This window comes from Pseudomonas sp. A-RE-22 (assembly GCF_019956035.1).
In the GTDB taxonomy this organism is placed as follows: domain Bacteria; phylum Pseudomonadota; class Gammaproteobacteria; order Pseudomonadales; family Pseudomonadaceae; genus Aquipseudomonas; species Aquipseudomonas brassicacearum.
Genome location: NZ_JAHBCZ010000045.1, coordinates 20,577 through 45,285, shown reverse-complemented (window position 1 = coordinate 45,285; position 24,709 = coordinate 20,577). Strand labels below are relative to the sequence as shown.

At 62.7% G+C, this 24,709-nt stretch carries 24 protein-coding genes; 7 read left to right on the top strand and 17 right to left on the bottom strand.

The features are described from left to right. The 6 genes from KGA89_RS21870 to KGA89_RS21845 form a co-directional block, all read right to left on the bottom strand. On the bottom strand, positions 1 to 1,196 hold a 1,196-nt coding region (locus KGA89_RS21870), incomplete at its 3' end, for an FAD/NAD(P)-binding oxidoreductase (protein WP_223472518.1). Further along, positions 1,193 to 1,429, bottom strand: coding sequence for a 2Fe-2S iron-sulfur cluster-binding protein (locus KGA89_RS21865; RefSeq protein WP_003202550.1), 237 nt, complete (start codon positions 1,427 to 1,429; stop codon positions 1,193 to 1,195). The genes KGA89_RS21865 and KGA89_RS21870, both read right to left, overlap by 4 nt. Next, on the bottom strand, positions 1,422 to 2,537 hold the full coding sequence (locus KGA89_RS21860) for an NAD(P)/FAD-dependent oxidoreductase (protein WP_223472517.1): 1,116 nt from the start codon (positions 2,535 to 2,537) through the stop codon (positions 1,422 to 1,424). Before KGA89_RS21860 ends, KGA89_RS21865 begins: the two co-directional genes overlap by 8 nt. Then, positions 2,534 to 3,466, bottom strand: coding sequence for a 4-hydroxyproline epimerase (locus KGA89_RS21855; protein ID WP_003202546.1), 933 nt, complete (start codon positions 3,464 to 3,466; stop codon positions 2,534 to 2,536). The genes KGA89_RS21860 and KGA89_RS21855 overlap by 4 nt, the downstream gene beginning before the upstream one ends. A gap of 112 nt (positions 3,467 to 3,578) precedes the next feature. Continuing rightward, the gene (locus tag KGA89_RS21850; RefSeq protein ID WP_003202544.1) at positions 3,579 to 4,250 is read right to left on the bottom strand and encodes a GntR family transcriptional regulator; all 672 of its coding nucleotides are present in this window, start codon (positions 4,248 to 4,250) and stop codon (positions 3,579 to 3,581) included. A gap of 79 nt (positions 4,251 to 4,329) precedes the next feature. Next, positions 4,330 to 5,478: an MFS transporter gene (locus KGA89_RS21845; RefSeq protein ID WP_223472516.1), complete on the bottom strand. Its 1,149-nt coding sequence runs from the start codon at positions 5,476 to 5,478 to the stop codon at positions 4,330 to 4,332. Between the two features lie 136 nt (positions 5,479 to 5,614). Between KGA89_RS21845 and KGA89_RS21840 the strand changes: the two genes are divergently transcribed. After that, positions 5,615 to 7,006 carry a PLP-dependent aminotransferase family protein gene (locus tag KGA89_RS21840; protein WP_223472515.1) on the top strand — a complete coding sequence of 464 codons (1,392 nt, stop codon included), beginning with the start codon at positions 5,615 to 5,617 and terminating at the stop codon, positions 7,004 to 7,006. Between the two features lie 260 nt (positions 7,007 to 7,266). Further along, positions 7,267 to 9,408, top strand: coding sequence for a TonB-dependent siderophore receptor (locus tag KGA89_RS21835; protein ID WP_223472514.1), 2,142 nt, complete (start codon positions 7,267 to 7,269; stop codon positions 9,406 to 9,408). Positions 9,409 to 9,474: 66 nt separating this feature from the next. On the opposite strand, the gene KGA89_RS21830 is transcribed toward KGA89_RS21835, so the two are convergent. Both KGA89_RS21830 and KGA89_RS21825 read right to left on the bottom strand, forming a co-directional pair. Next, complete coding sequence (locus KGA89_RS21830) at positions 9,475 to 10,209, bottom strand: SDR family NAD(P)-dependent oxidoreductase (protein WP_028236921.1); 735 nt, start codon at positions 10,207 to 10,209, stop codon at positions 9,475 to 9,477. 325 nt (positions 10,210 to 10,534) lie between these two features. Then, positions 10,535 to 10,741: a tautomerase family protein gene (locus KGA89_RS21825; protein WP_003202537.1), complete on the bottom strand. Its 207-nt coding sequence runs from the start codon at positions 10,739 to 10,741 to the stop codon at positions 10,535 to 10,537. Positions 10,742 to 10,868: 127 nt separating this feature from the next. On the opposite strand from KGA89_RS21825, the gene KGA89_RS21820 reads away from it, so the two are divergent. Beyond that, positions 10,869 to 11,792 (top strand): LysR family transcriptional regulator, encoded by a 924-nt coding sequence (locus KGA89_RS21820; protein ID WP_223472513.1) that lies wholly within the window; start codon positions 10,869 to 10,871, stop codon positions 11,790 to 11,792. A gap of 131 nt (positions 11,793 to 11,923) precedes the next feature. On the opposite strand, the gene KGA89_RS21815 is transcribed toward KGA89_RS21820, so the two are convergent. After that, entirely contained in the window at positions 11,924 to 12,358 is a 435-nt protein-coding gene (locus KGA89_RS21815) for a nuclear transport factor 2 family protein (protein ID WP_223472512.1), read from the bottom strand. A gap of 902 nt (positions 12,359 to 13,260) precedes the next feature. Here KGA89_RS21815 and KGA89_RS21810 point away from each other — a divergent pair. Further along, positions 13,261 to 13,623: a DUF6124 family protein gene (locus tag KGA89_RS21810; RefSeq protein WP_003202533.1), complete on the top strand. Its 363-nt coding sequence runs from the start codon at positions 13,261 to 13,263 to the stop codon at positions 13,621 to 13,623. A 120-nt stretch (positions 13,624 to 13,743) separates the two neighbouring features. Here the strand turns inward: KGA89_RS21810 and KGA89_RS21805 are convergent, their stop codons facing one another. After that, positions 13,744 to 14,640 (bottom strand): LysR substrate-binding domain-containing protein, encoded by an 897-nt coding sequence (locus KGA89_RS21805; RefSeq protein ID WP_003202532.1) that lies wholly within the window; start codon positions 14,638 to 14,640, stop codon positions 13,744 to 13,746. A gap of 107 nt (positions 14,641 to 14,747) precedes the next feature. Here KGA89_RS21805 and KGA89_RS21800 point away from each other — a divergent pair, with 107 nt between their 5' ends. The 3 genes from KGA89_RS21800 (at position 14,748) to KGA89_RS21785 (ending at position 18,930) form a co-directional block, all read left to right on the top strand. Next, positions 14,748 to 16,145, top strand: coding sequence for an MFS transporter (locus KGA89_RS21800; RefSeq protein ID WP_223472511.1), 1,398 nt, complete (start codon positions 14,748 to 14,750; stop codon positions 16,143 to 16,145). Then, positions 16,142 to 17,416 (top strand): glucarate dehydratase family protein, encoded by a 1,275-nt coding sequence (locus tag KGA89_RS21795; RefSeq protein WP_053162828.1) that lies wholly within the window; start codon positions 16,142 to 16,144, stop codon positions 17,414 to 17,416. Before KGA89_RS21800 ends, KGA89_RS21795 begins: the two co-directional genes overlap by 4 nt. Before the next feature lie 329 nt (positions 17,417 to 17,745). Then, positions 17,746 to 18,930 carry a porin gene (locus KGA89_RS21785; RefSeq protein WP_223472510.1) on the top strand — a complete coding sequence of 395 codons (1,185 nt, stop codon included), beginning with the start codon at positions 17,746 to 17,748 and terminating at the stop codon, positions 18,928 to 18,930. Between the two features lie 160 nt (positions 18,931 to 19,090). Here the strand turns inward: KGA89_RS21785 and KGA89_RS21780 are convergent, their stop codons facing one another. From KGA89_RS21780 to KGA89_RS21750, 7 genes are all read right to left on the bottom strand, one after another. Further along, positions 19,091 to 20,587, bottom strand: a complete 1,497-nt coding sequence (locus KGA89_RS21780) for a nitrite reductase (RefSeq protein WP_223472509.1) — start codon at positions 20,585 to 20,587, stop codon at positions 19,091 to 19,093. Continuing rightward, positions 20,584 to 21,426, bottom strand: a complete 843-nt coding sequence (cobA, locus tag KGA89_RS21775; protein WP_223472508.1) for a uroporphyrinogen-III C-methyltransferase — start codon at positions 21,424 to 21,426, stop codon at positions 20,584 to 20,586. The genes KGA89_RS21780 and cobA overlap by 4 nt, the downstream gene beginning before the upstream one ends. 40 nt (positions 21,427 to 21,466) lie before the next feature. After that, entirely contained in the window at positions 21,467 to 22,645 is a 1,179-nt protein-coding gene (nirJ, locus tag KGA89_RS21770) for a heme d1 biosynthesis radical SAM protein NirJ (protein ID WP_003202520.1), read from the bottom strand. A 114-nt stretch (positions 22,646 to 22,759) separates the two neighbouring features. After that, entirely contained in the window at positions 22,760 to 23,329 is a 570-nt protein-coding gene (locus KGA89_RS21765) for an Lrp/AsnC family transcriptional regulator (protein ID WP_003202518.1), read from the bottom strand. Then, positions 23,304 to 23,747, bottom strand: coding sequence for an Lrp/AsnC family transcriptional regulator (locus KGA89_RS21760; RefSeq protein ID WP_003202515.1), 444 nt, complete (start codon positions 23,745 to 23,747; stop codon positions 23,304 to 23,306). Before KGA89_RS21760 ends, KGA89_RS21765 begins: the two co-directional genes overlap by 26 nt. Further along, a complete protein-coding gene (locus KGA89_RS21755; protein ID WP_003202513.1) occupies positions 23,740 to 24,252 on the bottom strand; it encodes an Lrp/AsnC family transcriptional regulator in 513 nt (170 codons plus the stop codon). The genes KGA89_RS21760 and KGA89_RS21755 overlap by 8 nt, the downstream gene beginning before the upstream one ends. Beyond that, positions 24,249 to 24,707 (bottom strand): Lrp/AsnC family transcriptional regulator, encoded by a 459-nt coding sequence (locus tag KGA89_RS21750; RefSeq protein WP_046065825.1) that lies wholly within the window; start codon positions 24,705 to 24,707, stop codon positions 24,249 to 24,251. Before KGA89_RS21750 ends, KGA89_RS21755 begins: the two co-directional genes overlap by 4 nt. Positions 24,708 to 24,709 lie beyond the last annotated feature (2 nt).

The window sequence follows — 24,709 nt, the reverse complement described above, 5'->3', positions numbered from 1 at the left end:
GGGCGGGGTGTGGGCGGTGTCCAGCCGAACAGGTGTTCCAGGACAGCGCCGCACACTCGGCCCTGGCAGGCACCCATGCCGCAGCGGCTTGCCAGTTTTGCTTCGCGCCAGTTTTCATGGCCGACCAGTTCGCCGTACGGTACGTCTTCGCAGCGGCAGACCAGGGTATCGTTGCGGGCCAGGGTCTTGAGCCGTGGATCGAGGGCGAAGGCCTTGCTCAATGCCCCGGCGAAACTCTGCCAGCGTGCGCGGCGCGGCCACAGCTGCTGGGCGGCTGCGCTATTGCCAACCGCCGCGTGGCCGGCGATGGCGCCTTCCACCAGCGCCAGTTCGCTGCCGCCAAAACCGGTGCATTCCCCGGCGGCGTAATGTTCATGGCGAGTGGTCGCTTGCCAGGCGTCAACCGCCAGCGCCTGGTCTTCAACCGCGCAGCCCAGGGCCTGGCCTAATTGAGTATTGGGAATCAGCCCAAAGCCGCAGGCGAGCCGGTCGCAGGCCAATTCAATCGTCTTGCCTTGCTGATGCAGTCGCACACCCTCCAGCCGTTCCCGACCGAGCGCTTCCACCACATGGGTGTCGGTGCGGTAGTGCTGGTCGAACAGACTGAACGATTGGAAAAATTTGCCTGGCCAACGTGGCAGTTGCGCGGCGAAACCGACGACAGCGGTGCGGCTGGCCTGCTCGGCGATGCGCAGCACACGTGCACCTTGATGCTTCGCGGTGGCGGCGCCGGCCAACAGCAAGGGGCCGCTGCCGGCGATGACCAGCCGTTCGCCACGCACCGGCAAGCCACCTTTGATCAGCGCCTGCAAGCCGCCAGCACCGGTCACGCCGGGGAGTGTCCAGCCGGGAAACGGCAGCAACAACTCACGGGCACCGGTGCAGAGAATCAAGCGCTCGTAGCTGATCTGCCAGCCGCGCTCGGCATCTTCCACCAGCAAGGTTTTATCCGCCGCGCAGGCGATCACGCGGGTGCCGGCATGGCAGCGCACGTTGGCGCAGCTTTGCAGTTGCTCGCGCAGGCGTCGGGCGGCGCTGGGCAGGTTGGCCTGGGGGCCGTCGCGCCAGATCTGCCCACCGGGCAGCGGGTTGTCGTCCAGCAGCATGATGCGCGCGCCGCTGCTGGCTGCGGCGAGGGCGGCGGCCATGCCAGCGGGGCCGGCGCCAATGATCAGCAGGTCGGTGGCTTCGTTCATGGTCGGGTCTGCACCTGCATGCCGTCGTGGCACAGGGTCTGGCAGGCCAGGCGTCGACGGCCGTCGATCAGCACCCGGCACTCCTGGCAGATACCCATGCCGCACAACGGCGCTCGGCGCTGGCCGCTGACCGAGGTGCGACTGCAACCATCCGCGCCCAACGCCAATGCCGCCGCGACGCTGGTGCCGTTGGCGACGGACAGCGGGCGGCCGTCCAAAAACAAGTCAGGCATGGGCCGGATCTCCCAAAAAACGCTGCGGCAGGTAAGGCTGCGCGGCCAGTGGTGGGGTTTCGTCGAACAGTTGCGCGACGAGCAGGTCGGCCGTTGCCGGCGCTGTTGTGACGCCCAGGCCTTCGTGACCCACCGCCAGCCACAGTCCCTGGCGCTGTGGATGTTGGCCCACCAGGGGCAAGCCGTCGGGGCTTGCTGCGCGAAAACCGGTCCAGGCCCGGATGCCATTCAGGTGCGCCAACCCAGGCAGGTAGTCGACGGCGCGCTTGAGCATCTTCGCCAGCATCCAGCCTTCCACCTGCGGGTCAAGCGTGCCGAACTGCCGCGAGGCGCCGATGAACAATTGTCCGGTCGGGCGTGGTTGGATATTGCACGCCACCGACGGTCCGCTGGCGTTATGGGCGCTGGTGACGTAGCCCAGTTCCACCAGGGTGTGGGTGACGGTAGCGGGGTAGCGGTCGGTGATCAGCAAGTGGCCCTTCTTCGGCACGATCGGCAGTTCCGGGCATAATTCAGTGGCCTGGATGCCATTGGCGAGGACCACCGCTTGGGCGCTCAACCAGCGACCGTCGTCGAGGCGCACGCGATGACCGTCGACTTCGCTGACCTGCGCCCGTTGCTGGCGAATGTTCGGCGCGTCCAGCATCCAGCGCGCGGCCGCCGGGGCGTAGAGGATGCCGTCGCCCTTGATCAGCAGCCCACCTTCCAGCCCCGGACGCAGCTCGGGTTCACGCTGATGCAGCGCGGCGTGGCCGATCAGTTCGCAGGCTTCGCCATGGGCCAGCAGGTTCAGGTATTTGCTATGGGCCACCGCCATTTCTTCGGCATTGGCTGCCAGCCACAAGGTGCCGTTGTTGCGCCAGGCGCAGCCGTCGGGCAGGGCTGGGGCCAGTTCGCGCCAGCGTTGCAGGGAATATTGACTGAGGGCCAGTTCCGCCGGGTTGTCATCGAGCACCAGCAGGTGCCCCATGCCGGCCGCCGTGGCGCCGTGCCAACCGGCGTCCAGCACCAACACGTTGACGTTGCGTCGGGCCAATGCCTGGGCACAGGCTGCACCGATGATGCCCGCGCCGATGATGATCACGTCGGCGACATGGCCCTCGCTCACGGACGAATGCCCCAGGCGAACGGGTCATCTGCTTCGATGATCAGTGTGGTTTCGGCGCTGATGTAGGCGCGACCGCGAATGGTCGGCACGATGCGCTCGCCCGAGTGCTCATAGGAACCCTCGAACTCGCTGCCAATGACACTGGCCTGGCGCCAGATCTGGCCGGGTTGCAGTTTTCCATCGGCGGCCAGGCACGCCAGTTTGGCGCTGGTGCCGGTGCCGCAAGGGGAGCGGTCATAGGCCTTGCCCGGGCAGAGGACGAAGTTGCGGCTGTCGGCTTGCGGGTCGTCGGCAAACAGTTCGATATGGTCGATCAGGCCGCCGTCCTCGCCGCGAAAACCCTGCTGCTCCAAGGCTTGCTGCACGGCGTAGGTGTAGGCGGTCAACGCGTCGAGGTTATCGCCGGCCACGCGCTGACCATGTTCGGCGATCAGGAAAAACCAGTTGCCGCCCCAGGCCACGTCGCCCACCACCTGGCCGATGCCGGGCACTTCCAGGGTCAGGGCCTTGCGGTAACGGTAGGCCGGCACGTTGCGCACGCTGACCGAGCGGTCTTCGTGCAAGGTTGCCTGTACCGTGCCCACTGGGGTTTCGATGCTGTGCACGCCGGGGCCGATCCTGCCCAGGTGGGCCAGTGACGCCACCAGGCCGATGGTGCCGTGGCCGCACATGCCCAGGTAGCCGCTATTATTGAAAAAGATCACGCCGGCACAGGCGCTCGGGTCCACCGGCTCACAGAGCAGCGCCCCCACCAGCACATCGCTGCCCCGCGGTTCGAGCACGCAGGCCGTGCGCCAGGCGTCGTGTTCCGTGGCCAGGCGTTGCTTGCGCTCGGCCATGCTGCCCTGGCCCAGGTCAGGAAAACCGTCGGTGACCAGTCGGGTCGGTTCGCCGCCGGTGTGGGAGTCGATCACGGTGATGCGTTTCATGGGAGGGCCACGTCCGTTCAGATGAGTGACGGCAAGCGTGGCCCGCGCCGGGGGGCGACGGCTTGATGTTTTTATCTGTCGCCGATGACGAAATCGGCACAGTGCCGATCCATCAATGGCTGGAAGGTAGGAACTTGAACAACGTCTCGCAGACCCCGGCGATGTGTTCGTCCAGCAGCATCACCGCACGCTCGACGTCACCGGCGCGGCAGGCCTTGATGATTTCCCGGTGCTCGTGATCGGCGCGCTCCTTGCCCGCCGAAAGGCTCATCTGCATGCGCAAGTAGCGCTCCAGCTTGTCGTGCACCGAGCGGATCAAACTAACCATGAAGGGTCGTTGCGCCGGTTCGTAGAGGCAGGCATGCAGTTGCCAGTTCAGCTCGGCCCAGCGCCCGACGTCGTCTTCACCGACGAACTCCCGGCAGATGCTTTCGGCGCGGGCGAAGGTGGCTTCGGTCATGTTGGGAATCGCCAGGCGCAGCACTTTGTCTTCCAGCAGCATCCGCACTTCGAACATCTGCGCCAGCTCCGCCTCGGAAATGCGCGTCACCATCGCCCCACGATTGCGCTGGAACATCACCAGGCCCTCGGCCTCCAGGCGCTTGAGGGCTTCGCGCACCGGGATCTTGCTGACGTTGAACTGCCGGGCGATGTCATCCTGGCGAATGGGCTCGTCCTCGGCAAAGTGCCCGGCCACGATGGCATCGCGCAGGTGGCGGGTGATGATTTCCGAGGTGGAAGGGGTGTTGCCCAGGTCAGGCAGGTTGAACTTGGATAAAGTCACGGCGGCGGGTCGTTCGGCTTAGGTGGGGATATGGTATACGACTTTGCCGGGATGGTCCTTGGAGCAGGCGATGAAGCAGTCAAGGGTACGAAACTGTGGCGAGGATCCGCCATCCGGTGATAGACGCCCCCGCCAGCAGCGCCAGGCCGAACACGATCAACGCCACGTCGGCGCCGAAATGATCGGCCAGCACCCCTGTCACCACCACCGGGATGCTGAACCCGACATAGGCGAACAGGAAGAACCCGGCGCTGACCCGGGCCTTTTCCGTGCCGGCCATGGCCGTGATGGCCGATAACCCGCCCAGGTACAGGAAACCGTAGCAGGCGCTGCTGGCGCCCAGCGCTCCGAGCAACACGGCGAGCAGGGAGCCGGCGCTCGCGCCCCAGGCCAGCAACGCATAGCTCGCGGGCAGGATCAGCAGACCCAAGCCCGTCGCCCTGGCCGGTTGCATGCGCCGAACCCAGGGCTGGAAGAGCAAGCCGCAACTGATGACCGTGAAGGTCGACAGGCCAGACCAACGCTGCAAATCATGGGTCGCCAGCACCGACGGTAATATGGCGATGACCAGGCCCGAGGTCGCCCAGGCCAGCAGCATGGAAAAACTGTAGGGCAGGCTGCCGGCGGGAAACAAAGGCAGGCGCAGCAGCGGTGCGTCTTTGATTTTCAACGCCGGGTCCGGTAGCCGCCAGACCACGACGATCGCCATGGCAGCCAACATCAGCTGCAACCAGAAGCTGCCGGGCGTGGCGCTGTGATGGACGAACAGGAACAGACTGGTCAACGCCGCGCCCAGGCCAAAGCCCAGGGAAGTGCTGGCGGTGACCCGGTTGGCCGGCGAGCGGGGATCGCGGGTTGCCATTAGCTCGGCCATATAGGCGGTTGATGTGGCCGAGGCCAGCCCTGTGCCGACCCCCATCATCAGGCGCGCCACGCCCAGCGCTTCCAGGCTCGGCCAGAGCAGTGTCACCAGCGTCGCCAGCATCGACAGCCCGAGGGCGACCAGGATCAACGGTTTGCGTCCCACCCGGTCGGCCAGCCCGCCAAACGCCAGCAGGACCGGTAGTACGCCCAGCACATAACCGGAAAACGCCACCGCCGTGGCGCCGGCCCCGTAGCCGGACAACTGCGCGTAGGTGGTGTACAGCGGTGCCTGCAGGTTGACCGCAAGGGTGATCAGGCAAAGGCCGAAAGCCAGCCCCCAGGAATGTCGATGCGATGGGTTCAAGGGTGTTCCTTAAAGGGTGTGCATGAAGTCCCGGGGACTATCTCTGCCGGGCACCGCGCAAACAAGGAACAGGTCCAGGCCATTTGTGCTTAACTGTTCGCTAAAAAATCGAGAACACTTAGCCAAGAGTGCAGCCGTGGACCTGAAGATCGATCGCAACGTTGCCGAACCCGTGATCCGGCAGCTCGTGACGCACCTCATGGGCTGGATCAACGCCCATGGCATCCGCCCCGGCGCGCGCATGCCATCCATTCGCCAACTGGCCCGGGAAAACGGCCTGAGCCAGTCGAGCGTGATCAAGGCCTATGACCAACTGGTCGCCAACGGGGTGCTGGAGTCTCGACATGGCGCGGGTTTTTTTGTCGCGCAGCAGTTGGTCCGACCCGTGGAGCCGGAGCCCGAAACGGATAACGCGCGGTGGCGGTTGTTCGACAATGAATCGACGCAGCTCAAGCTCGGTTGCGGCTGGCTGCCCGACGCCTGGCGCGACGACACCGACCTGGGCCAGGCGATCCGCCAAGTGGTGCGCAGCGACAACCACGCGTTGTTCAACTACAGCACCCCGTTGGGCTCGCCTCATCTGCGCCTGCACATTCAAAAGCGCCTGGGCCTGATCGATATTCATGTCGATCCGGCGCAAATCATTACCACCCAAGGTGCCAGCCAGGGCCTCGACCTGCTGGTGCGAACCTTGCTCAAGCCCGGTGACCTGGTGCTGGTGGAAAGCCCCGGCTACTACAACCTGTTCAATCTGCTGAAGCTGCATGGGGTCAAGACCGTGGCGGTGCCGAGAACCGCGCAAGGCCCGGACATCGCCCGCCTGGAACAGCTTCTCGGCGAGCATAAGCCTTCGTATTTCTTCATCAACAGCATGTATCAGAACCCCACCGGCACCAGCCTGGCGCCGAGCGTGGCCTATCGTCTGCTGCAACTGGCAACGGCCCATGACTTTCGCCTCATCGAGGACGACATCTACGCCGATTTCCAGAACGGTCCGACTTCACGCCTGGCTTCCCTGGATGCCCTGGACCGGGTGATCTACCTGGCGAGTTTTTCCAAGACGCTGTCCAGTTCGCTGCGCATCGGCTACGTGGTCGCCCATCCCGAGATCATCCAGCGCCTGGCCGAAGTCAAGATGATTACCGGCATCGGTTGTTCGCTGCTGGCTGAAAACGTGGTGGCGACGTTGCTGGCCAACGGTGCCTATCGCAAGCTGATCCAGCGCTTGCGCCAGCGCCTGAACAAGCAGATGGCGAGCACGCTGCGCCAATTGGACCCGGTCCACTGGGAGGTATTTGCCGAGCCGATGGGGGGCTTGTTCGTCTGGGCCAGGCCTCGGTGCCTGGCGGCACAACGGGTGCAGCAGATCGCCCAAGAGCTGCAGATCCAACTGTCCCAAGGCTCGACGTTCCTGCCCCAGGGCGAGGCGTGCGACTGGTTGCGGTTGAACGTGGCTTATACCCAGGATCATCGTGCGCAGGTGTTCTTCCAGCGGGTGGAGCAGGAGTCGATTGCGGCGGGCCAATAGGGTATGGGGGATTGTTCTGGCGCCATCGCGAGCAAGCTTTGCTCCCACAGGGGAGGGCCGGGGCCAGTCACAAGACTTGTACCCACTGAAGATCTCTGTGGGAGCAAAGCTTGCTCGCGATAGCGGACTAAACGGTCACAAAAAAAATCACAGTGTTAATGGGAATAAATATCAAACAGGAATGAGTTGTTGTATCTTTCGCGACACATTCTTGTCAGCCTCCAGATGTGGTGGCTTTTTTCCATTAGGATTGTGCATCGATGCGTCGGATTCTCGTTTCACTGTGTGTGCTCCAGGCTTACTCCGTTTCCACCTGGGCAGAAGAGCCAATCCCTGCCAACCCGGCGACCCTTGAGCTGCAAGCCACGGATATCGTGGGTAATGCCGACTATGAATCAGCACAGGGCCCGGTGAAGGGCTATCACGCCACCCGTTCGGCCAGCGCCACCCGTACCGACACGGCGATCCATGAAACCCCGCAATCCATTTCCGTGGTGTCTCGCGACGTTGTCGAAGACCTCGGCGCCACGCGCCTGCAGGACGCCCTCGATTACGCTGGCGGGGTCGGCCGGGGCAACAACTTCGGCGGCCAGGGTCTGACCACCTTCACCGTACGCGGTTTCACCACCGGAGAGTTCTATCGCAACGGCTTCCCGATCAACCGTGGCTACCCGAACATGCCGGACGCCAACACCATCGAGCGACTGGAAGTCCTGCGCGGCCCGGCCACCATGCTCTATGGCCGTGGCGACCCGGGCGGCACCTTCAACGTGGTGTCCAAGCAGCCGTTGGCCGAGCGTACGGTGACCCTGGGCAGCCAGGTCAGCGACCAGGGGATGCGTCGCGGTACGCTGGACGCCTCCGGTCCGTTGGATGAAGAAGGGCGCCTGGCTTATCGCCTGAACGTGATCGGCGAGGGCGGCGATACGTTCCGCGACCACGTCGAGACCGAGCGTTACGGCATCGCGCCAGTGGTGAGCTGGCAGGTCAACGACACCACGCGCCTGACCTTCGAAGGCGATTTCATGCGCAACAATGCGCCGCTGGACCGTGGCGTGACCCATTACGCCGGCCAGCGCGGCACCGCGTCGCGCGATACGTTCTTCGGCGAAAAAGACGCCGGCAAGCTGCACAACGACAACAATATGCTGCAGGTGCGTTTCGAGCACATGCTCAACGACGACTGGACCCTGGCCGGCGGTACCCAGTGGCTCGACGGCACCTTGCAGGGCAATGCCATCGAAGGCAACGGCATCGCCGCCGATGGGCGTACCCTGGGTCGCAACTTCAACTACCGCAAATTGGAATGGACCGACCGCGACACTCAGCTCAACCTCACCGGGCATTTTTCCACTGGCGGGTTCGAGCACACGTTGCTGACGGGTATCGAGTATGAAGACTACGACTACCAGTCCATTATCCAGCGCTCCTCCGGCGCTATCGGGGCCTACCCGATCGATATCTTCGACCCGGTGTATGGCCAGCCACGCCCGGCGTTGACGCGCACGCCCACAAATGATCAGGAAAATCTGAAGACGTTTGGTGTATTCGTCCAGGATCAGGTGGCGCTGACTGAGCGCTTGAAGCTGTTGGCCGGGGCGCGTTTTGAGCGGTTCGAGCATGAGTACGAGAGTTTCGTCCCCCAGAACCCGCCCGGTAGCCGGAACTGGGAGGTCACCGACAGCGCCGTCACCCCGCGCCTGGGTGTGATCTACGACTTGACCGACACCGTGGCTGTCTACGCCAACACCGCCCGCTCGTTCAAACCCAACAGCGGTGCCAGTCGCGAAGGTGGCGGGTTCAAGCCGGAAGAGGGCAAGTCCTACGAAATGGGCGTCAAGTGGGAAGCGCTGGATCGCCAGTTGAGCGTCGATGCGGCGGTTTACCAGATCGAAAAACGTAACGTGCTCACCACTGACCCGGTGGACTCCACCTTCAGCGTGGCCGCCGGCGAAGTGCGCAGCCGTGGTTTCGACCTGAACGTGGCGGGCAATTTGACGCCGGAGTGGCGCGTGATCGGTGGTTACGCCTATGTGGATGCCGAAGTGACCAAGGACATCAATATCCCGTCCGGCACTCGCTTGCTCAACGTGCCCAAGAACACCTTCAGCCTGTTGAACGTCTACGAGTTCCAGGATGGCGGCCTCAAAGGGCTGGGCCTGGGGCTAGGCGCCAAGTATGTGGATGAACGGGCCGGCCAGACGGCGGCGAATGCGTTCTCCATGGACAGCTACACCGTTGTGGACCTGCTCGGCTACTACAAGGTCAACGAGCGGATCCGCCTCAACCTGGACCTGAAGAACCTGTTCGACGCCGACTACGAAGAAGGCGCTTTCGGTAACGTCTATGCCTACCCAGGCGCACCGCGGACCGTGCAGGCTGGCATCTCCTACACGCTCTGAATCCAATGCGTCATGAAAACCCCGAAGGTCCTGCCTTCGGGTTTTTTCTTTTTACCACTTGTCTCTTTACCACTTGCCTGTGCTCATCCCGCCGTCCACCGGCAGTATCGCACCAGTCGTGAAATCGGCGCCCGCCAGGTACAACACGGCCTCGGCAATTTCCTCGACGGTGCCCACGCGACCGGCCGGGGCCAGGTTGTCGAGAAATTCGCGGTGCGCCGGGTCGTGCATGGGCGTGTCGATGATGCCGGGGGCGACGGCATTGACCTTGATGTTGTGAGGCGACAGTTCCAGGGCCAGGGCGCGGGTCATCTGGTTGACGCCGCCCTTGATCAACACCGGCAGTGCTGCCGGCACCTGGATGTTCGGTTGCAGGGCCACGGCGGCTGAAATGTTGATGATGAAGCCTTGCTGGCGCCCGATCATGTGCGCGGCAGCGGCCTGGCTGGCGTAGACCAGCCCCTTGAGGTTGGTGTCCAGCAGCGCGTCCAGGTCCTGGGGGCTGTATTCGACGAAGGGTTTTGGCAGGAAGAAACCGGCGTTGTTCACCAGCCCGTCAACGGCGCCAAACGCCGCGACGGCTTGGCTGATGAGGGCGGTTGAAGTGGCCGGGTCAGCGATGTCGCCGGCCACGCCGATGAAACCCGCCGGGTGGCCGAGCTCGGCGGCGGCAGTGTCCAGGCCGGAAGGGGAGCGGGCATTGCCCACCACGTTATACCCCCGGGCCAGGAACGCCTTGACCAAACCCAGGCCGATCCCGCTGGAAGCGCCGGTGATGATGACGGTTTTGTTGAGGCTCATGATTGACTCCTGATCACATTGAGTTGAACCGATGCGCCTGTGTTGGCGGTGGTTGAGTTCAGGGTATTGATGCGCCAGGGTTTGATAAATAAGGCTTCTGGTACTTGAGTTGATACGTCATGTAATCAATGGCCGGGGCCACACATACCCCCGGTGGACCCCTGTGGGAGCGAGCTTGCTCGCGATGGCGTCAGGCCAGTCGGTATTGATGCTGACTGACACACTGCTATCGCGAGCAAGCTCGCTCCCACAGGATTGTCAGGCAGTCCGGTTGGTAGGCAGAAAAAAGCCCGGTCAATCGGACCGGGCTCGGAAGGGTGGAGGGTTATTCCTTGGGAAGACTTCGATACTGCGTCGTCGTCATCCCCGCGTACCCCCAGTTATCGGTGTCGACTTCCTCGATCACGATATGGGTCAAGTGCGGGTCCTTGCCCAACACGCGCTGGAGGGTTTCGGTGATTTCGGAAATCACCTGGGCTTTCTGTTCCCGGGTGACGCCGTCTCGGGTAATTCGCACATTGACGAAAGGCATGTTGCACTCCAACTGATGGGAAATGAGCGCAGGACAACCCTGCGCGGCGGAAGGCCACTGTATTTATACGCTGCAGACTGATAAACAGGCTTTGGGAAACTTCAGTTGATACGCGGTGTAATGAATCATGAAGCGTCATTTCGAAGATCTGCAGTTGGGCAGCATAGAACTGTTCTGCCTGGCGGCGGAGGCGGGCAGCTTCACGGCGGCGGCGCAGTTGGCGGGGGTTACCCCGGCGGCGGTGAGTCGCTCGATCTTTCGCCTGGAAGAGCGCCTGGGTTCACGGCTTTTCGTGCGCACCACCCGCAGCATTCGCCTGACGGAAGCCGGCAAGACCTATTTCGAGCAATGCCGCCAGGCGTTGACGCAACTGGTCGAGGCACAACAGGAAATGATGGGCGCGCAATCGGTGCCGTCCGGACAACTGCGCATCAGCCTGCCCACCACCTACGGTCATCACCGCATCCTGCCCTTGCTGCCGGCCTTCCGGGCGCTGTACCCGCAAGTCAGCGTGGACCTGCACCTGAGCAATCGAAACATCGATTTTGTTGCCGAGGGGTATGACCTTGCCATCCGGGTGCGAGCCCAACCCGACTCGTCGATGATCGCCCGGCTGCTGGAAGACGCGAAACTGGTAGTGGTCGCGTCTCCTGACTATCTGCACAAGGCCGGCATGCCGCAGGTTCTTGAAGACCTGGACGAGCACGAATGCATCCAGTTCGAATTGCCCAGCAGCGGACGACGGATTTCCTGGTTGTTCAATGTCGAGGGCAAGGAAAAGGAGGTGTTCGGCGAAGGGGGTTACTGTTGTTCGGACGATGTGCTTGGTGGCGTGACGCTGGCCAAACATGGCGCAGGCTTGTTCCAGACTTACAAATTCATCGTCGAACAGGAACTCGCCAACGGGCAACTGGTGGAGGTGCTTGCGCCTTTCGCGGGTCGCTCACGGCCGTTCACCTTGCTCTATCCCCATGGCCGCTACGTGCCGCAACGGGTGCGCGCTTTTGTGGATTTTTTGCTGCAGTACCGGGAGCAGTGGGCCGCGGATTGAGGGGAAAAAACTACCGGTGAGGGGAGCAAACCGTCATGTGATTTTTAAGGCTGAAAATACATATCGATCGTTCCCACGCGGAGCGTGGGAACGATCAAAACAGATATCTCGTGGACCCGGTCAACCCGCTATCAGAACCGAAACGCCTGACGACCGATCAGCAGCCACTTGCCATTCTTCTGCTTCTGCCAGATCTGGAAGTTCTCGATTTCCGTTGGCACCACTTCAGTGCCCTTGAGCGCCTGGGCCGAGAAGTGATTGCGCACCAGGGCCACATCACCGGACAGGGTGATTTTCTGGTTCTGCATTTCCAGGGTCTTGAACGCACTCTTGCCCGTTTCAATGTCGGCGATGAAGGCTTTCTTGTCCTGGATGTTGCCGCTGGAGTGGCCGTAGGTCAGGTTTTCGGCAGCCAGTGCCTGGAGTTGTGGGATGTCTTTGTGCAGCATGGCTTGGGTCAAATGATCGACCGCCTGGGCCACTTCCTGCTCGGGCGATGTAGGGGCGGCCGCTGCGTAGCCGCTGAACAGGCACAAGAAGCTGATGACCAATGTCGCTTTTTTCATGGGGATTTCCTTGTTGTTGTAGGTATCAGGAACGCGAGCGATGGGTGCTCGTCGGTCATCGTACAACTAGGAGTGAGATGTTGGCAAACCAGCCGGGTGCATGGCTCAAGAGCGCTGACAATGTGGCGAGGGAGCAAGCTCTCATGGAACAAATTGCAACCATGTGATTTTTAAGGCTGAAAATACATATCGATCGTTCCCACGCTTCTGCGTGGGAATGTCGCCAGGGACGCTCCGCGTTCCGCTTCTGGAAGGTGACGCAGAGCGTCACGGGATGCATTCCCGCGCAGAGCGTGGGAACGATCAAAGTCCAATCGGTCTATGAGGAACCGCAGGAAAATATCGGGCAAGGTGCCATTTGATAACGCAACAAGTTGTAGCCGGTCAACTGTAGGAAAATTCCCCAAAGCATCCGCCAACGTATTATCTACGGCATGACCTCGTTTAATATCGATGAGGCCAAAGCGTCCCGTAAGGCACTGTATTTACACCAATACAGCCCCAAGAAATAACGAAGAAAAATCGCCCCGTTTAATTGCCATAAACATATCCAGCTCGACACGTTTAAATACATTCCACATTACGCTCTAAAGGCTACGAGACCTTGCGTCCTTACTTACGCATGCGTCAGAATCCGCCGGCTTGTGCGCTTTGCCCCGGGCCTCTATCGTTTACCTGCCACTGCCCATCAGTGGTCGGGTTTAGTCGCCCGGATGGTTTTAGTAAAGTGCGTAAGTACCATTCAGTCAGGTCATTCTATCCCTGTACTTGATGGTGGTTGTGCGCAGGGCGCCCCTGGGCGCGCCGGGCTTGCTAATTCCACCGGTCGACTAACCTGCGCACAGCCGCCACCCTTCTTTTAGTCGAGAAAGGTTGCGGCCCCAACTGAGGGAATTAGTTATATGTTCAAGGTTACTCCCAACCCCCCGGATATCGACTCGGTACTCTACGGCGACTCTCTCGACCCTGAAAAGTTGAAAGAGGCGGCAGACCGCGCGCTCAAGCACTACCTGAACCCCGGGGCAACGAAAACGCAGATACAGCCCCGCAAGCCCAGCACGATCTTCACCATCGACGCAGCGGTGGATGACGAGACGTTGCTCGTTGAGGCGTGCGAATCCTTGGCATCCGCCAGCGTGATGGTCAGCGACCTCACCGATTTGACGGACGGCCCAAGACGCCAAACGATGCTGGTGCTGCAACGGGTCATCATGTTGGGTGAGCTAGCGGTCAATCGAGTACTGGATAACCACAAGCCTGGGTAGTCGCCAGGCAGTGTTGTGGGGGGGCGCCGCAAGCGCCCTCACAACCTAAGTCCGCGAAGCTCGGTGGAACGTTGGGTTCCGTCAGGCACTGCCAACCGCATGGGCCTTGTTGCTCCGCCTTCACAAGCCTTCCCGAACCGCCCCCCGAATCCCTTCCAGCAACATGGTGAACGCCGGGTTGTCGTTATCCTCGCGCCACACCAGGTGCAATTCGCTTTGCACCCCTTCGCCCAGGTCGATCTCGCGAAACACCACCTGCTTGAACACCACGCTGCTGGCGCAACGCGGCACCAGTGCCAGGCCCATGCCGGCGTTGACCAGCGCCAGGATCGTCAGCGACGACCCCAGCCATTGTACGAATTGCGGCGCGACCCGGGCCGAGCGCAGCATGCCGGTGAGCAGTTCGTTGAAGGGCGGGTAGGCGGCGTGGGAGTACATGAGGAACGGTTGGGCGTCCAGATCCTGGACGCTCACGGTCTCGGCGCTGGCCAGCGGATGCCCGGCAGGCACCGCCAGCACGAAGGGTTCGCGCACCAGGCATTCGGTGGCATAGCCGGTCTCCAGCAGCGGCGAGCGGACGATGCCCAGGTCGATGCGCCGGGCGCGCAGGGCTTCGTGCTGCTGGTAGGTGTTCATCTCCGCCAGGACGATTTTGACCTGGGGCTGTTTCAGCCGGGCCTCGGCAATCACCTTGGGCAAGAACTCGTATACCGCGCTGCCGACGAAGCTGATGGTCACCGAACCGATGTCGCCCTGGGCATAGCGCCGGGCGGCGATGGCGGCTTGTTGGGCCTGTTCCAGCAGGTTCTGCGCTTCGATGAAAAACGCCCGGCCGGCGGCCGTGAGCGCCACGCTGCGGGTGCTGCGGGTGAACAGCTCGACACCCAGGTGGTGCTCCAGCAATTGGATCTGCCGGCTCAGCGGTGGCTGGGTCATGTTCAGGCGTTCGGCGGCGCGACGGAAGTTGAGTTCGGTCGCCACGGTGGTGAAGCAGCGTAGCTGGGCCAGTTCAAACATTGATTCAATCCAGGTATCAATCAAGTGCCAAGTTAGATTAGACGGGAACAATCCGCTGCGTCCATCATCGTTCCGTTCCCCACAAAAATAATGATCGGGAGGCACCCTTGAATAACGTAACGGACTCCACCCATGACAGCACCCTGGCGCTCGCGGCGGCCAAGGTCAAACGTCATGTCCTGCCGCTGGTGGTGGTGATGTTCATCGTCAACTACATCGACCGGGTCAACATCGGCTTCGTGCGCAGTCACCTGGAAACCGACCTGGGCATCGGCGCAGCGGCCTACGGGCTCGGTGCCGGGCTGTTCTTCGTCGGCTACGCACTGTTTGAAGTGCCGTCCAACATGCTGTTGCAACGCTACGGCGCGCGGGCCTGGCTGACACGCATCATGTTCACCTGGGGCGCGGCGGCGATGGCCATGGCCTTTGTGCGCGGCGAGACCAGTTTCTATGTGCTGCGCTTCATCCTCGGCGCGGCGGAGGCGGGGTTCTTTCCCGGCATCATCTACTACTTCACCCAATGGCTGCCCGCCAACGAGCGCGGCAAGGCGATGGCGATCTTCCTCAGCGGCTCGGCCATCGCCTCGGTGATTTCCGGCCCGGTGTCCGGCGCCTTGTTGAACGTCAGCGGGATGGGCCTGCATGGCTGGCAGTGGATGTTCCTGATCGAAGGTTTCGCCTCCATCGTGCTGTGCGGGTTTGTCTGGTTCTGGCTGCAGTCGCACCCGAGCCAGGCGAAATGGCTGAGCGCTGGAGAGAAAACCGTATTGATCGCGGCCATCGCCGAAGAGCAACGGGCCCGGGAAGCGGCCCAGGTGATCAAGCCGTCGATGTTCAAATTGCTGGCCGACCGGCAGATCGCGCTGTTCTGTTTCATCTACTTTTCCATCGCCCTGACCATCTACGGTGCCACGTTCTGGCTACCGAGCATGATCAAGAAAATGGGCAACCTGGGGGATTTCCAGGTTGGTTTGCTCAACTCCATTCCATGGATCATTTCCATCATCGCGATGTACGGCTTTGCTGCCCTGGCCGGCAAATGGAAATTCCAACAGGCCTGGGTCGCGGTGACGCTGGTGGTCGCCGCGTTCGGCATGTTCATGTCCACCACCGGCGGGCCGATCTTTGCCTTCGTGGCGATCTGTTTTGCGGCGATCGGTTTCAAGGCGGCGTCGGCGTTGTTCTGGCCGATTCCCCAGGGCTACCTGGATGCGCGCATCGCGGCGGCGGTGATCGCCTTGATCAACTCCATCGGTAACCTCGGCGGCTTTGTCGCGCCGACGGCCTTCGGTTTCCTGGAGCAGACCACCGGTTCCATCGAGGGCGGCCTGTATGGGTTGGCCGCCACTTCGCTGGTCGCCGCCGTGGTGATCTTTTTCGCCCGCACCGCACCGAAGCGCGATACCCCGAACTCACGGTCCGGCCGCCCCGAAACCGTTGTCCAAGCCGATCAGTCGCAAACCTCTCAAGCTTTGAAACCTGGCCCATCGGGAGCCGCTGTATGAAGATCAAACGCGTCACCGTCACACCCATCGCTTTTCGCGATCCACCTTTGCTCAACGCCAGCGGCATCCATGAGCCGTTCGCGTTGCGCTCGATCATCGAGATCGAGAGCGACAACGGTTACATCGGCCTCGGCGAGAGCTACGGCGATGCGCCGGCCCTGGCGATCCAGCAGCAGTTGCAGAGCCAGTTGATCGGCCTGGATCCGTTCAACCTCAACCAGTTGCGGGCTATCGTCCAGGCGACCGTCGCCGCGCATAAACCGGTCAGCATTGCCGGTGCCGAACTGGCGCCGGGTTCCCACGCGAGCAAGGCGGTGAGCAATGCCTATTCGGCGTTCGAAGTGGCTTGCCTGGATTTGCAGGCCCATTACCTGAACGTGCCGCTGGTGGACTTGCTGGGCGGCGCGATTCGCGACGAGATTCCGTTCAGCGCCTACCTGTTTTTCAAGTACGCCGAGCACATCGACTCGCCGTACCCACCCGACAGTTGGGGCGAGGCGCTCAACGAAGAGCAGATCGTTGCCCAGGCCCGGCGGATGATCCAGGACTATGGCTTCAAGAGCATCAAGCTCAAGGCCGGCGCCCTCGATCCGGAGCATGAAGTCGCCTGCATCAAGGCGCTGAAACGGGCGTTTCCCGGCTACCCGTTGCGCATCGATCCCAATGGCAACTGGTCCCTGGAAACCTCGATTCGCATGGCCGAGCTGCTGGGGGATGACCTGCAGTATTACGAAGACCCGACGCCGGGGCTTGAGGGCATGGCCGAGCTGCACAAACGCACGGGGCTGCCGTTGGCGACCAATATGGTGGTCACCGATTTCGATGAGTTTCGCCGCAGCGTGGCGCAGGACAGCGTGCAGATCGTGTTGGCCGACCACCATTACTGGGGCGGCCTGCGCGACACCCAGGCCTTGGCGAAAATGTGCAGCACCTTCGGCCTGGGTGTGTCGATGCATTCGAACTCGCACCTGGGCATCAGCCTCATGGCCATGGCCCACGTGGCGGCCGCGGTGCCGAACCTGGACTACGCCTGTGACACCCATTACCCGTGGCAGGAGCCGGATGAAGAAGTGATCAAGGGCGGCAAGCTGCCGATTGTCGACGGCTGCGTGAAGATCACCCGCGCGCCGGGCCTGGGCTTGGAACTGGATCGGGATCAACTGGGCAAGCTGCATGAGCAGTTCCTCAGTTGCGGCATCCGCCAGCGCGACGATGTGCGCCAGATGCAGCGTTACCGGCCGGACTGGAAGACCGTCAAGCCGCGGTTCTGAAGTCACAAAAGCAACACGGTGGAGACCTGTGGGAGCGAGCTTGCTCGCGGTAGCGGTGTATCAGTCGGCATCAATGTTGAATGATTCTCCGCCATCGCGAGCAAGCTCGCTCCCACAGGGTTGGTGGCCACCCAATGATCAACTGGCAGGACAACCGGCCCACACCCAAAGTACCGCCCCCCGTCGCAATAGCCGTCTTACACCCAAACTGCCGCGCCGGGCCGGCGCTGCCAAAGCATCCGCCAATTGCCTCCAAGGCAGCGTATGACGCGCCCGGGCGCCTTTCGATAATCGCCTCCGACATCCCGTCCCCTGTTGCGGAGCGCGCCATGCACAACAATAAAAATACCCGCCAACGTTTTTTGCCTGCGGTCATCGTAGGTGTTTCGAGCCTGGGCCTGATGCCTTGGGCCAGCGCCGAAATCATGCTGTACGACAAGGACCAGACCACCTTTTCCACCGACGGCTACATCAACGCCTTTTACGTCAACAGCGACGTGGACCGCGCGGGTGAGCAGTACGACCGTCGGCAGGCGCGGGTCAAGATGGGTTTCTTGCCCAACTACCTGGGCTTCAACATGGGCAAGCAGGTCGATGACCTCAAGCTCGGTGCCCGGGCCTCGTTCTGGGTGACCATCAACGACAGTGAAACCAACGGCACCGACACCGCCATCGACGTGCGCCAGTTCTACGGTACCGTGGCCAACCCGGAGTGGGGCGAAGTGCTGATCGGCAAGGACTTCGGCCTGTTTGCCCGCTCCAACATCCTGCTGGACGAACTGCTCGCCGGTTACGGCCAGGTCAGTGACAGCCTGGGCTTGGTGGACGGCGGTGGCGTCTCGTTCGGCAACATCGGCAGCGGTTATCCGTACCCGTTCCCGACCTCGCAGATCACCTACCGCACGCCGGTGATGGAAGGCTTGCGCGTGGCGGTGGGGATCATGGACCCGGTGGATACCAACGACAACAGCGCCACGGGCAAGGCCTATCAGGAAAACCCGCGCACCGAGAGCGAGATCACCTATCAGTTCGACCTGGCTGGGGCGAAGATCTACAGCTGGCTCAACGGCAGCTACCAGACCTCGGACAACACCGACTCCACTGTCGAATCGGTCACCTCCAAAGGCCTGGGGTACGGTGTACAGGCGAAGATGGGTGGGTTGTCGCTGACCGGCTCGGGGTTCCAGGCCAAGGGCATCAACCCGTTCTTCACCAACAACGCCGGTGAAGCCACCCTGCGCAATGTCGACAGCAAGGGCTACCTGTTGCAGGGCTCCTACAAGCTGGGCAAGAACCGCCTGGCGTTGTCCTATGGCAAGACCGATGACGACGGCAACGGCGTGGTGGGCAGTGGCGCCGATTACGAAACCCGTGGCATCGCGCTGTTCCACGACATCAACGACAACCTCAAGCTCGTGGCCGAGTACAACCAGTTCGAAATCAACGGCCACGATACCAGCGCCCAGAACGAAGACACCGATACCTTTGCGGTGGGGGCGGTGCTCACCTGGTAAGAGTTGGATCCTTTGGGTCCGACGCCGTCTGTGGGAGCAAGGCTTGCCCGCGATAGCCGCGCCGCGGTCGAACAGCAGAACCGCGTTATCGTTCATCGCGGGCAAGCCTTGCTCCCACAGGCCTTTGATATTGGGGGCTGCGCATCAGCCCCCCTTTTTTTCAGTGTGACGTCCCCTCGGCGAACTCGATCTTGTTGCCGACGTTGTACTTGCCCGAAGGCTTGTTCATGGGCAGGCGCTTGATTTCCTTGAGGGTGTTGCTGTCGTAGACGATCAGCGCGCCATCGGTATCCCAGATACTCAGCAGCAGGTAGCGGCCGTCGCGAGTGAACTCGACGTGGGCGGCGGTTTTGCCGGGCATGGGTCGCAGGGTGTGGGCGATTTCCAGGGTCTGTTTGTCGATCAGGTGGATGGCATCGTTGTCCGGGCCGAAGAACACATCGGTCCAGGCGTAGCGAGAGTTGACGTGGCTGCGCAGGAAGAAACCCGGCCCGAGCGTGGGGATCTGCTTGATGACTTTCCAGGTGTCGAAGTCGATCACCGAAATCAGCCCCTTGCTGATGTTGGGCGTGGCGAACACCCAGTGCCCATCGCGCTTCCAATAGGTCCCCGAGCCCAGGTGCGGCATGCCGGGCAGCGCGATGTCGGTGACGATCCGCCCCGTGTCGAGGTCGATCACCTGGCCGCCCTGGGCCTTGCGCGAGGTGGCGAGCAACTGCCGGTAATCGGGCGAGAAGGAAAAATCATCGAGGTAATCCTCGGCCTCGATCCGCCTGGGCACAAAGTCCGGGCTCGGGCCGGTGGACAGTTCCCAGACCTCTTTCACATCTTTCAAGGCGACGATGAAGCTGTTGCGCGGCGGCGCGGTATAGACCGCACTGACCCGCGACGCCTGGCCGTCCAGCCCCACCGTTGCAATGGTCTTGACCAGTGACAGGTCGCGGGCATCCAGCACCACCAGGTTGCCGGGCAGGGTGTTGCCCACCAGCACCCAGCGCCCATCCTTGCTCACCGCCAGGTTGCGGGTATTGAGCCCGGCCCGCACTTCGGCGATGAGCGTGAGGTTGTGCAGGTCATACAGGCTGATCCAGCCATCCCGGGAGGCGAAATAGACGAAGCGTCCGTCCGGCGAAAACTTCGGTCCGCCATGCACCGCGAAATGTGAGGCGAAGCGCGCCAGGACCTCGAAGCGATCGCCGTCGACGATATCGACGTGATGATCGCCAGCCTCCACCACCACGAACAGGTTCAGCGGGTCGGCGTGGTGCTGGGGTTTATCGGGCAGGCTGGCGACATCCGCCAGCAGGCGATGGCTACGGCGAGTGTCGTCCTCGCTCCAGGTCGGTTCGACCGCGGGTGGGCGCTGGAGATAGTGGGTCAAGCCATCGATCTGCGCAGGCTCCAGCACCGCACCGAACGCCGCCATCTGGCTGGCCGGGCGGCCATTTTCGATCACCTGGCGGATTTCGTCGGGCTTGATCCGACTCAGGCTCTGGGGCAACAGCGCCGGCCCGGCGCCGCCGATGCGGTTCACCCCGTGGCATTGCTGGCAGTGTTGCTGGTAGTTCTGTTCGGCCAACGCCAGGTCCGGTTCAGATGCCGGGGCGCCGTGGGCGGCACCGATCCACAGCAATGGGGCAAGCCAGCCGATTCTCATGAGGCCACCCTCGCGATATTTGGCTGGAGCGGTAGGGCCGGGTGCAGGCGGGCCGGATGCTCCAATACCTGATGGGCAAACAAGCCAACCACCTTGCCGATCACCGTCAAGGTCGGCAGCCCTTCGGCGCAGGCCAGCGCCATCTCCGGCAATTGCTGGAGGGTGCCGCGCAGGACCTGCTGGTCGGGGCGCGTGCCGTTGCTGATCAGCGCCGCCGGCGTATCAGCCGCCAGGCCCGCCGCGATCAGTTGTGCGGCGATGGTGCCGAGGTTCGACAGGCCCATGTAGAACACCAGGGTCTGGCTGTCATCCGCCAGGCTTTGCCAGGGCAGATTCAAGTCGCCTTCGCGTTGCAAATGACCGGTGATGAAGCGACAGGAATTGACCAGGTCGCGATGGGTCAGGGGAATGCCGGCATAGGTGCTGCAACCGGCCGCGGCGGTGATGCCGGGCACGACTTGGCAATCGATACCGCGGGCCAGCAGATACTCCAGTTCCTCGGCGCCGCGACCGAAGATGAACGGATCACCGCCCTTGAGTCGCACCACCCGCTGTCCCTGGTCGGCCAGCTCGGCCAGCAGTTCGTTGATCTGTGGCTGGGGCAGGCTGTGGCAACCGGCGGCCTTGCCGACGTAGTGTCGGGCGCAGGTCAGCGGGATCAGGCTGAGCAATTGCGGGCTGATCAAGCGGTCGTAGACCACCGCGTCGGCCTGCATCAACAGGCTCCAGGCGCGCAATGTCAGCAGGCCCGGGTCACCGGGGCCGGCGCCGACCAGGGCGACTTCACCCGATCTGAAGGGCGATTGCAGGGCAGCGGGCAAAACGATGGAGGCAGGCATGGGACTTCCTTGGTTCGGTATCAGGTTCGCCGTCGGTTGATCAGGCGCAGGGCATCGCAACGCTGGGGATCGCGTGCAAGCCGATTTCTTCGTCGCTGAGGTGGCAGCCAGGGTCCTGGCCCCACAGGTCGCCGTCGGCCCAGGCCCGGGTACGGGTATTGCCGTTGCAGATCGCCAGCCAGCGGCATTGCCCGCAGCGACCGCCCACGGCCCGGGGGTGTTCGCGCAGTTTCAGCAGCAGGGCATCGGGGCGATCGAGCCAGAGTGTCTTGAATGGCGTCTTGCGGACATTGCCCACCGAGTGCTGCCACCAGTACGTATCGGGGTGAACCTCGCCGGTATTGTCGATGTTGGCGATGCCGCTACCCGACGCGTTGCCGCCCCAGGCCCGCAGCATCTGCTCCAGTGCGGCGTAGTGTTGGGGCAGGCGCCGGGCGACCCATTGCAGCAGCAGGATCGCGTCGGCGTCGTTGTTGCCGCTGACGAAGTCACTGTCGCGGCCCTGTTCGATGTCGCGCCAGGCCCGCTCGAAGATCAGGGTCATGGCCTCGCGGCTCATCTGCTGATGGGCATCGAGCTTGCGACTGCGCTTGCCCCGGCCGCTGTAGTTGAGGTGCGACAGGTAGAATTTCTGTACGTCGTACTCATTCATCAAGTCCAGCAAGCGTGGCAACTGGGCATGGTTCTGCTGGGTGAGGGTGGTGCGCAATCCGACCCGGATGCCTTGTTCGCGGCAGAGCCGGATGGCCGCCATGGAGCTGGCGAAACTGCCCTTGAGCTGGCGGAATTCATCGTGGGTCGCTTCCAGGCCATCGATGCTGATGCCCACGTAATCGAAGTTTGCCGCCGCAATCTGTTCGATATTGGAAGCGTCGATCAGCGTGCCGTTGGTGGACAAGGCGAGGAAAAAACCTTTGTCGCGGGCATAGGCGCTGAGTTGGAACAGGTCCTCGCGCAACAGCGGTTCGCCGCCGGACAGGATCAACACGCGCACGCCGGCATCGTGCAGGTCGTCGATGACCTGAAGCGCCGCCGGAGTGTCCAGTTCATCGCGAAACACGCTGTCGGCCGACGTTGCATAGCAGTGCTTGCAGGTCAGGTTGCAGCGCCTGAGCAGGTTCCAGATCACCACCGGCGGGCGGCTGCTGCCCGGTGGCGCGACACGTGGGGCGGGGCAATGCCCGGCCAGGGCTCGCAGGTAATGGCTGATCCTCAACATAAGGCGCTCCTTCGATTTCGATCGATGTCCGAGTTCAGCGCGGCTTATTCCCGCTTTGTGGGAGCAAGCCTTGGTGGGAGCAAGGCTTGCCCGCGATGAAGCCGATGCGGTCCTTCATAAAACCGACGCATCTGTTTCGCGAGCAAGCTTTGCTCCCACAGGCGAAAGGCGCAGGCCGGTTTTTTTCAGGATGCGGCTGCTCACCAGCATGTCGTCGGCGGCGCAGGCGTCCCCCAGCAGGTAGCGCAAGTGTTCGCGGTAGCTGTCGATTTCTTCGCGGCTGCGGCCATGGACCATGGCGAACAGGTTGTAGCGCCAGCCGGGCTGGCGCGGGCGCCGGTAGCAGTGGCTGACGAAGGGCTGCGCCCCCAGCAGGGCGCCGAGACGCGAGATGTCGGCATCGGCCACGTCCCAGACCGTCATGCCGTTGTGGCGATAGCCCAGGCGATAGTGATTGGGCACGGCGGCAATGCGGCGGATCGCGCCTTCGGCCTGCAGGCGCTTGAGCAGGTCGAGGGTGGATTCCACGCTCAGTTCCAGTTGCTCGGCCAGCCAGGCCCAGGGGTCTTCAAGCAAGGGCAGGCCAGCCTGGGTCAGTTCCACCAGGCGCAGGGCCAAGGGCGTTTCATCCAGCCGTGGCGGCGCTTGCCACAAAGACTCAGACGGGGAAATACAGGCCGACATGGTAGGTCTCCTCTTTGGGCAGGTTCAGCGGCACCAGGCCGGTCAGGTGTTCGATGCGCAGCAGGGTGTCGTCGATCGCCTGTTCGCTGGGGCAGGCGAGCACGAACCACATGTTCCAGGTGTGCTCGCGGCGGTAGTTGTGGGCGACCTCGGGCATCTCCGCGAGGAGCTCGGCGATGGCCTCGAAGCGCGGCTCGGGCACCGCCAGCGCCGCCAGGGTGAACGCACCGCCCAGGCGATCGATGTCGAACATCGGGCCGAAGCGGGTGAGCACACCGTCGTTGAGCAGCTCATGCAGGCGGTCGAGCAATTCGCTACTGCTGCTGTCCAGCTCCTGGGCAAGGGCCTGCCAAGGGTGGCGCACCAGCGGCAGGCCCAGTTGCAGGCGATTGATCAGGCGGCGGTCCAGGTCATCCATCGATACGGGCTCCGGCCGGGGCGGCGAAACGTCCGCCGCATTGCTTGAACAGGTGCGTGCTGAACAGCAACTGGTGGGGCAGGTCGTCCAGCAGATGTTCTTCAAGCAGCGCCTGGACATGGGCCTCGACACGGTCACGCTGGCGACCGTGGATCATGCAGAACAGGTTGTATTGCCACTGGGGCAGGCGCCTGGGGCGTTGGTAGCAAAGGCTGATGCCCGGGGTTTGCCCGAGGCGACGGCCGACTTCATCGACCAAGGCGTCCGGCACGTCCAGCACCAGCATGGCGTTGGCGGCAAACCCCAAGGCGCGATGGTTGACGACCAGGCCGACACGGCGGAACAGCCCCTGTTCATGCCAATGCTGCACCTGCTCGAGCACCTGTTGCTCGCTGGCCTCGATCTGCTCGGCCAGGGCCTGGAAGGGACGCGATGTCAGGGGCAGGCCGGTTTCCAGCAAACGGCGCAGTGCCAGTGACTGTTGTTCGCTCAGGGCGTTTTTCATGGGGTGGCCTCCAGGGCAAAGCCCAGGTCGATGCGGTAGGCGGTCAGCATGGGCAGGTCCAGTGGCGTGAGACCGGTGTCGTTCTCCAGTTCCTGGAGGATGTTTTCCAGGTGGGCGCGGTTGGGGCCGGTCAGCACGAACCAGAGGTTGTAGCGATGTTCGCGGGCATAGTTGTGATTGACTTCCGGGTATTGGCTGATGCGTGCGGCCACTTGGTGCAGGCGCTCTTCGGGCACGGCCAGGGCGGCTAGCGTGCTGGCCCCGGCTCGGGTGTGTTCGAACACCGGGCCGACCCGCGACAAGGTCCCGGCCACTTGCAGGTGTTGCAGGCAGTCGATGACCTGGGCTTCGCTGCAGCCCAAGGTCTCGGCCATGGCCCGATAGGGTTCGGCGCACAACGGCAGGCCATGCTGGAATTGATCGATCAGGCGCCGGGCCAGTGAGCTGGAAGTCATGG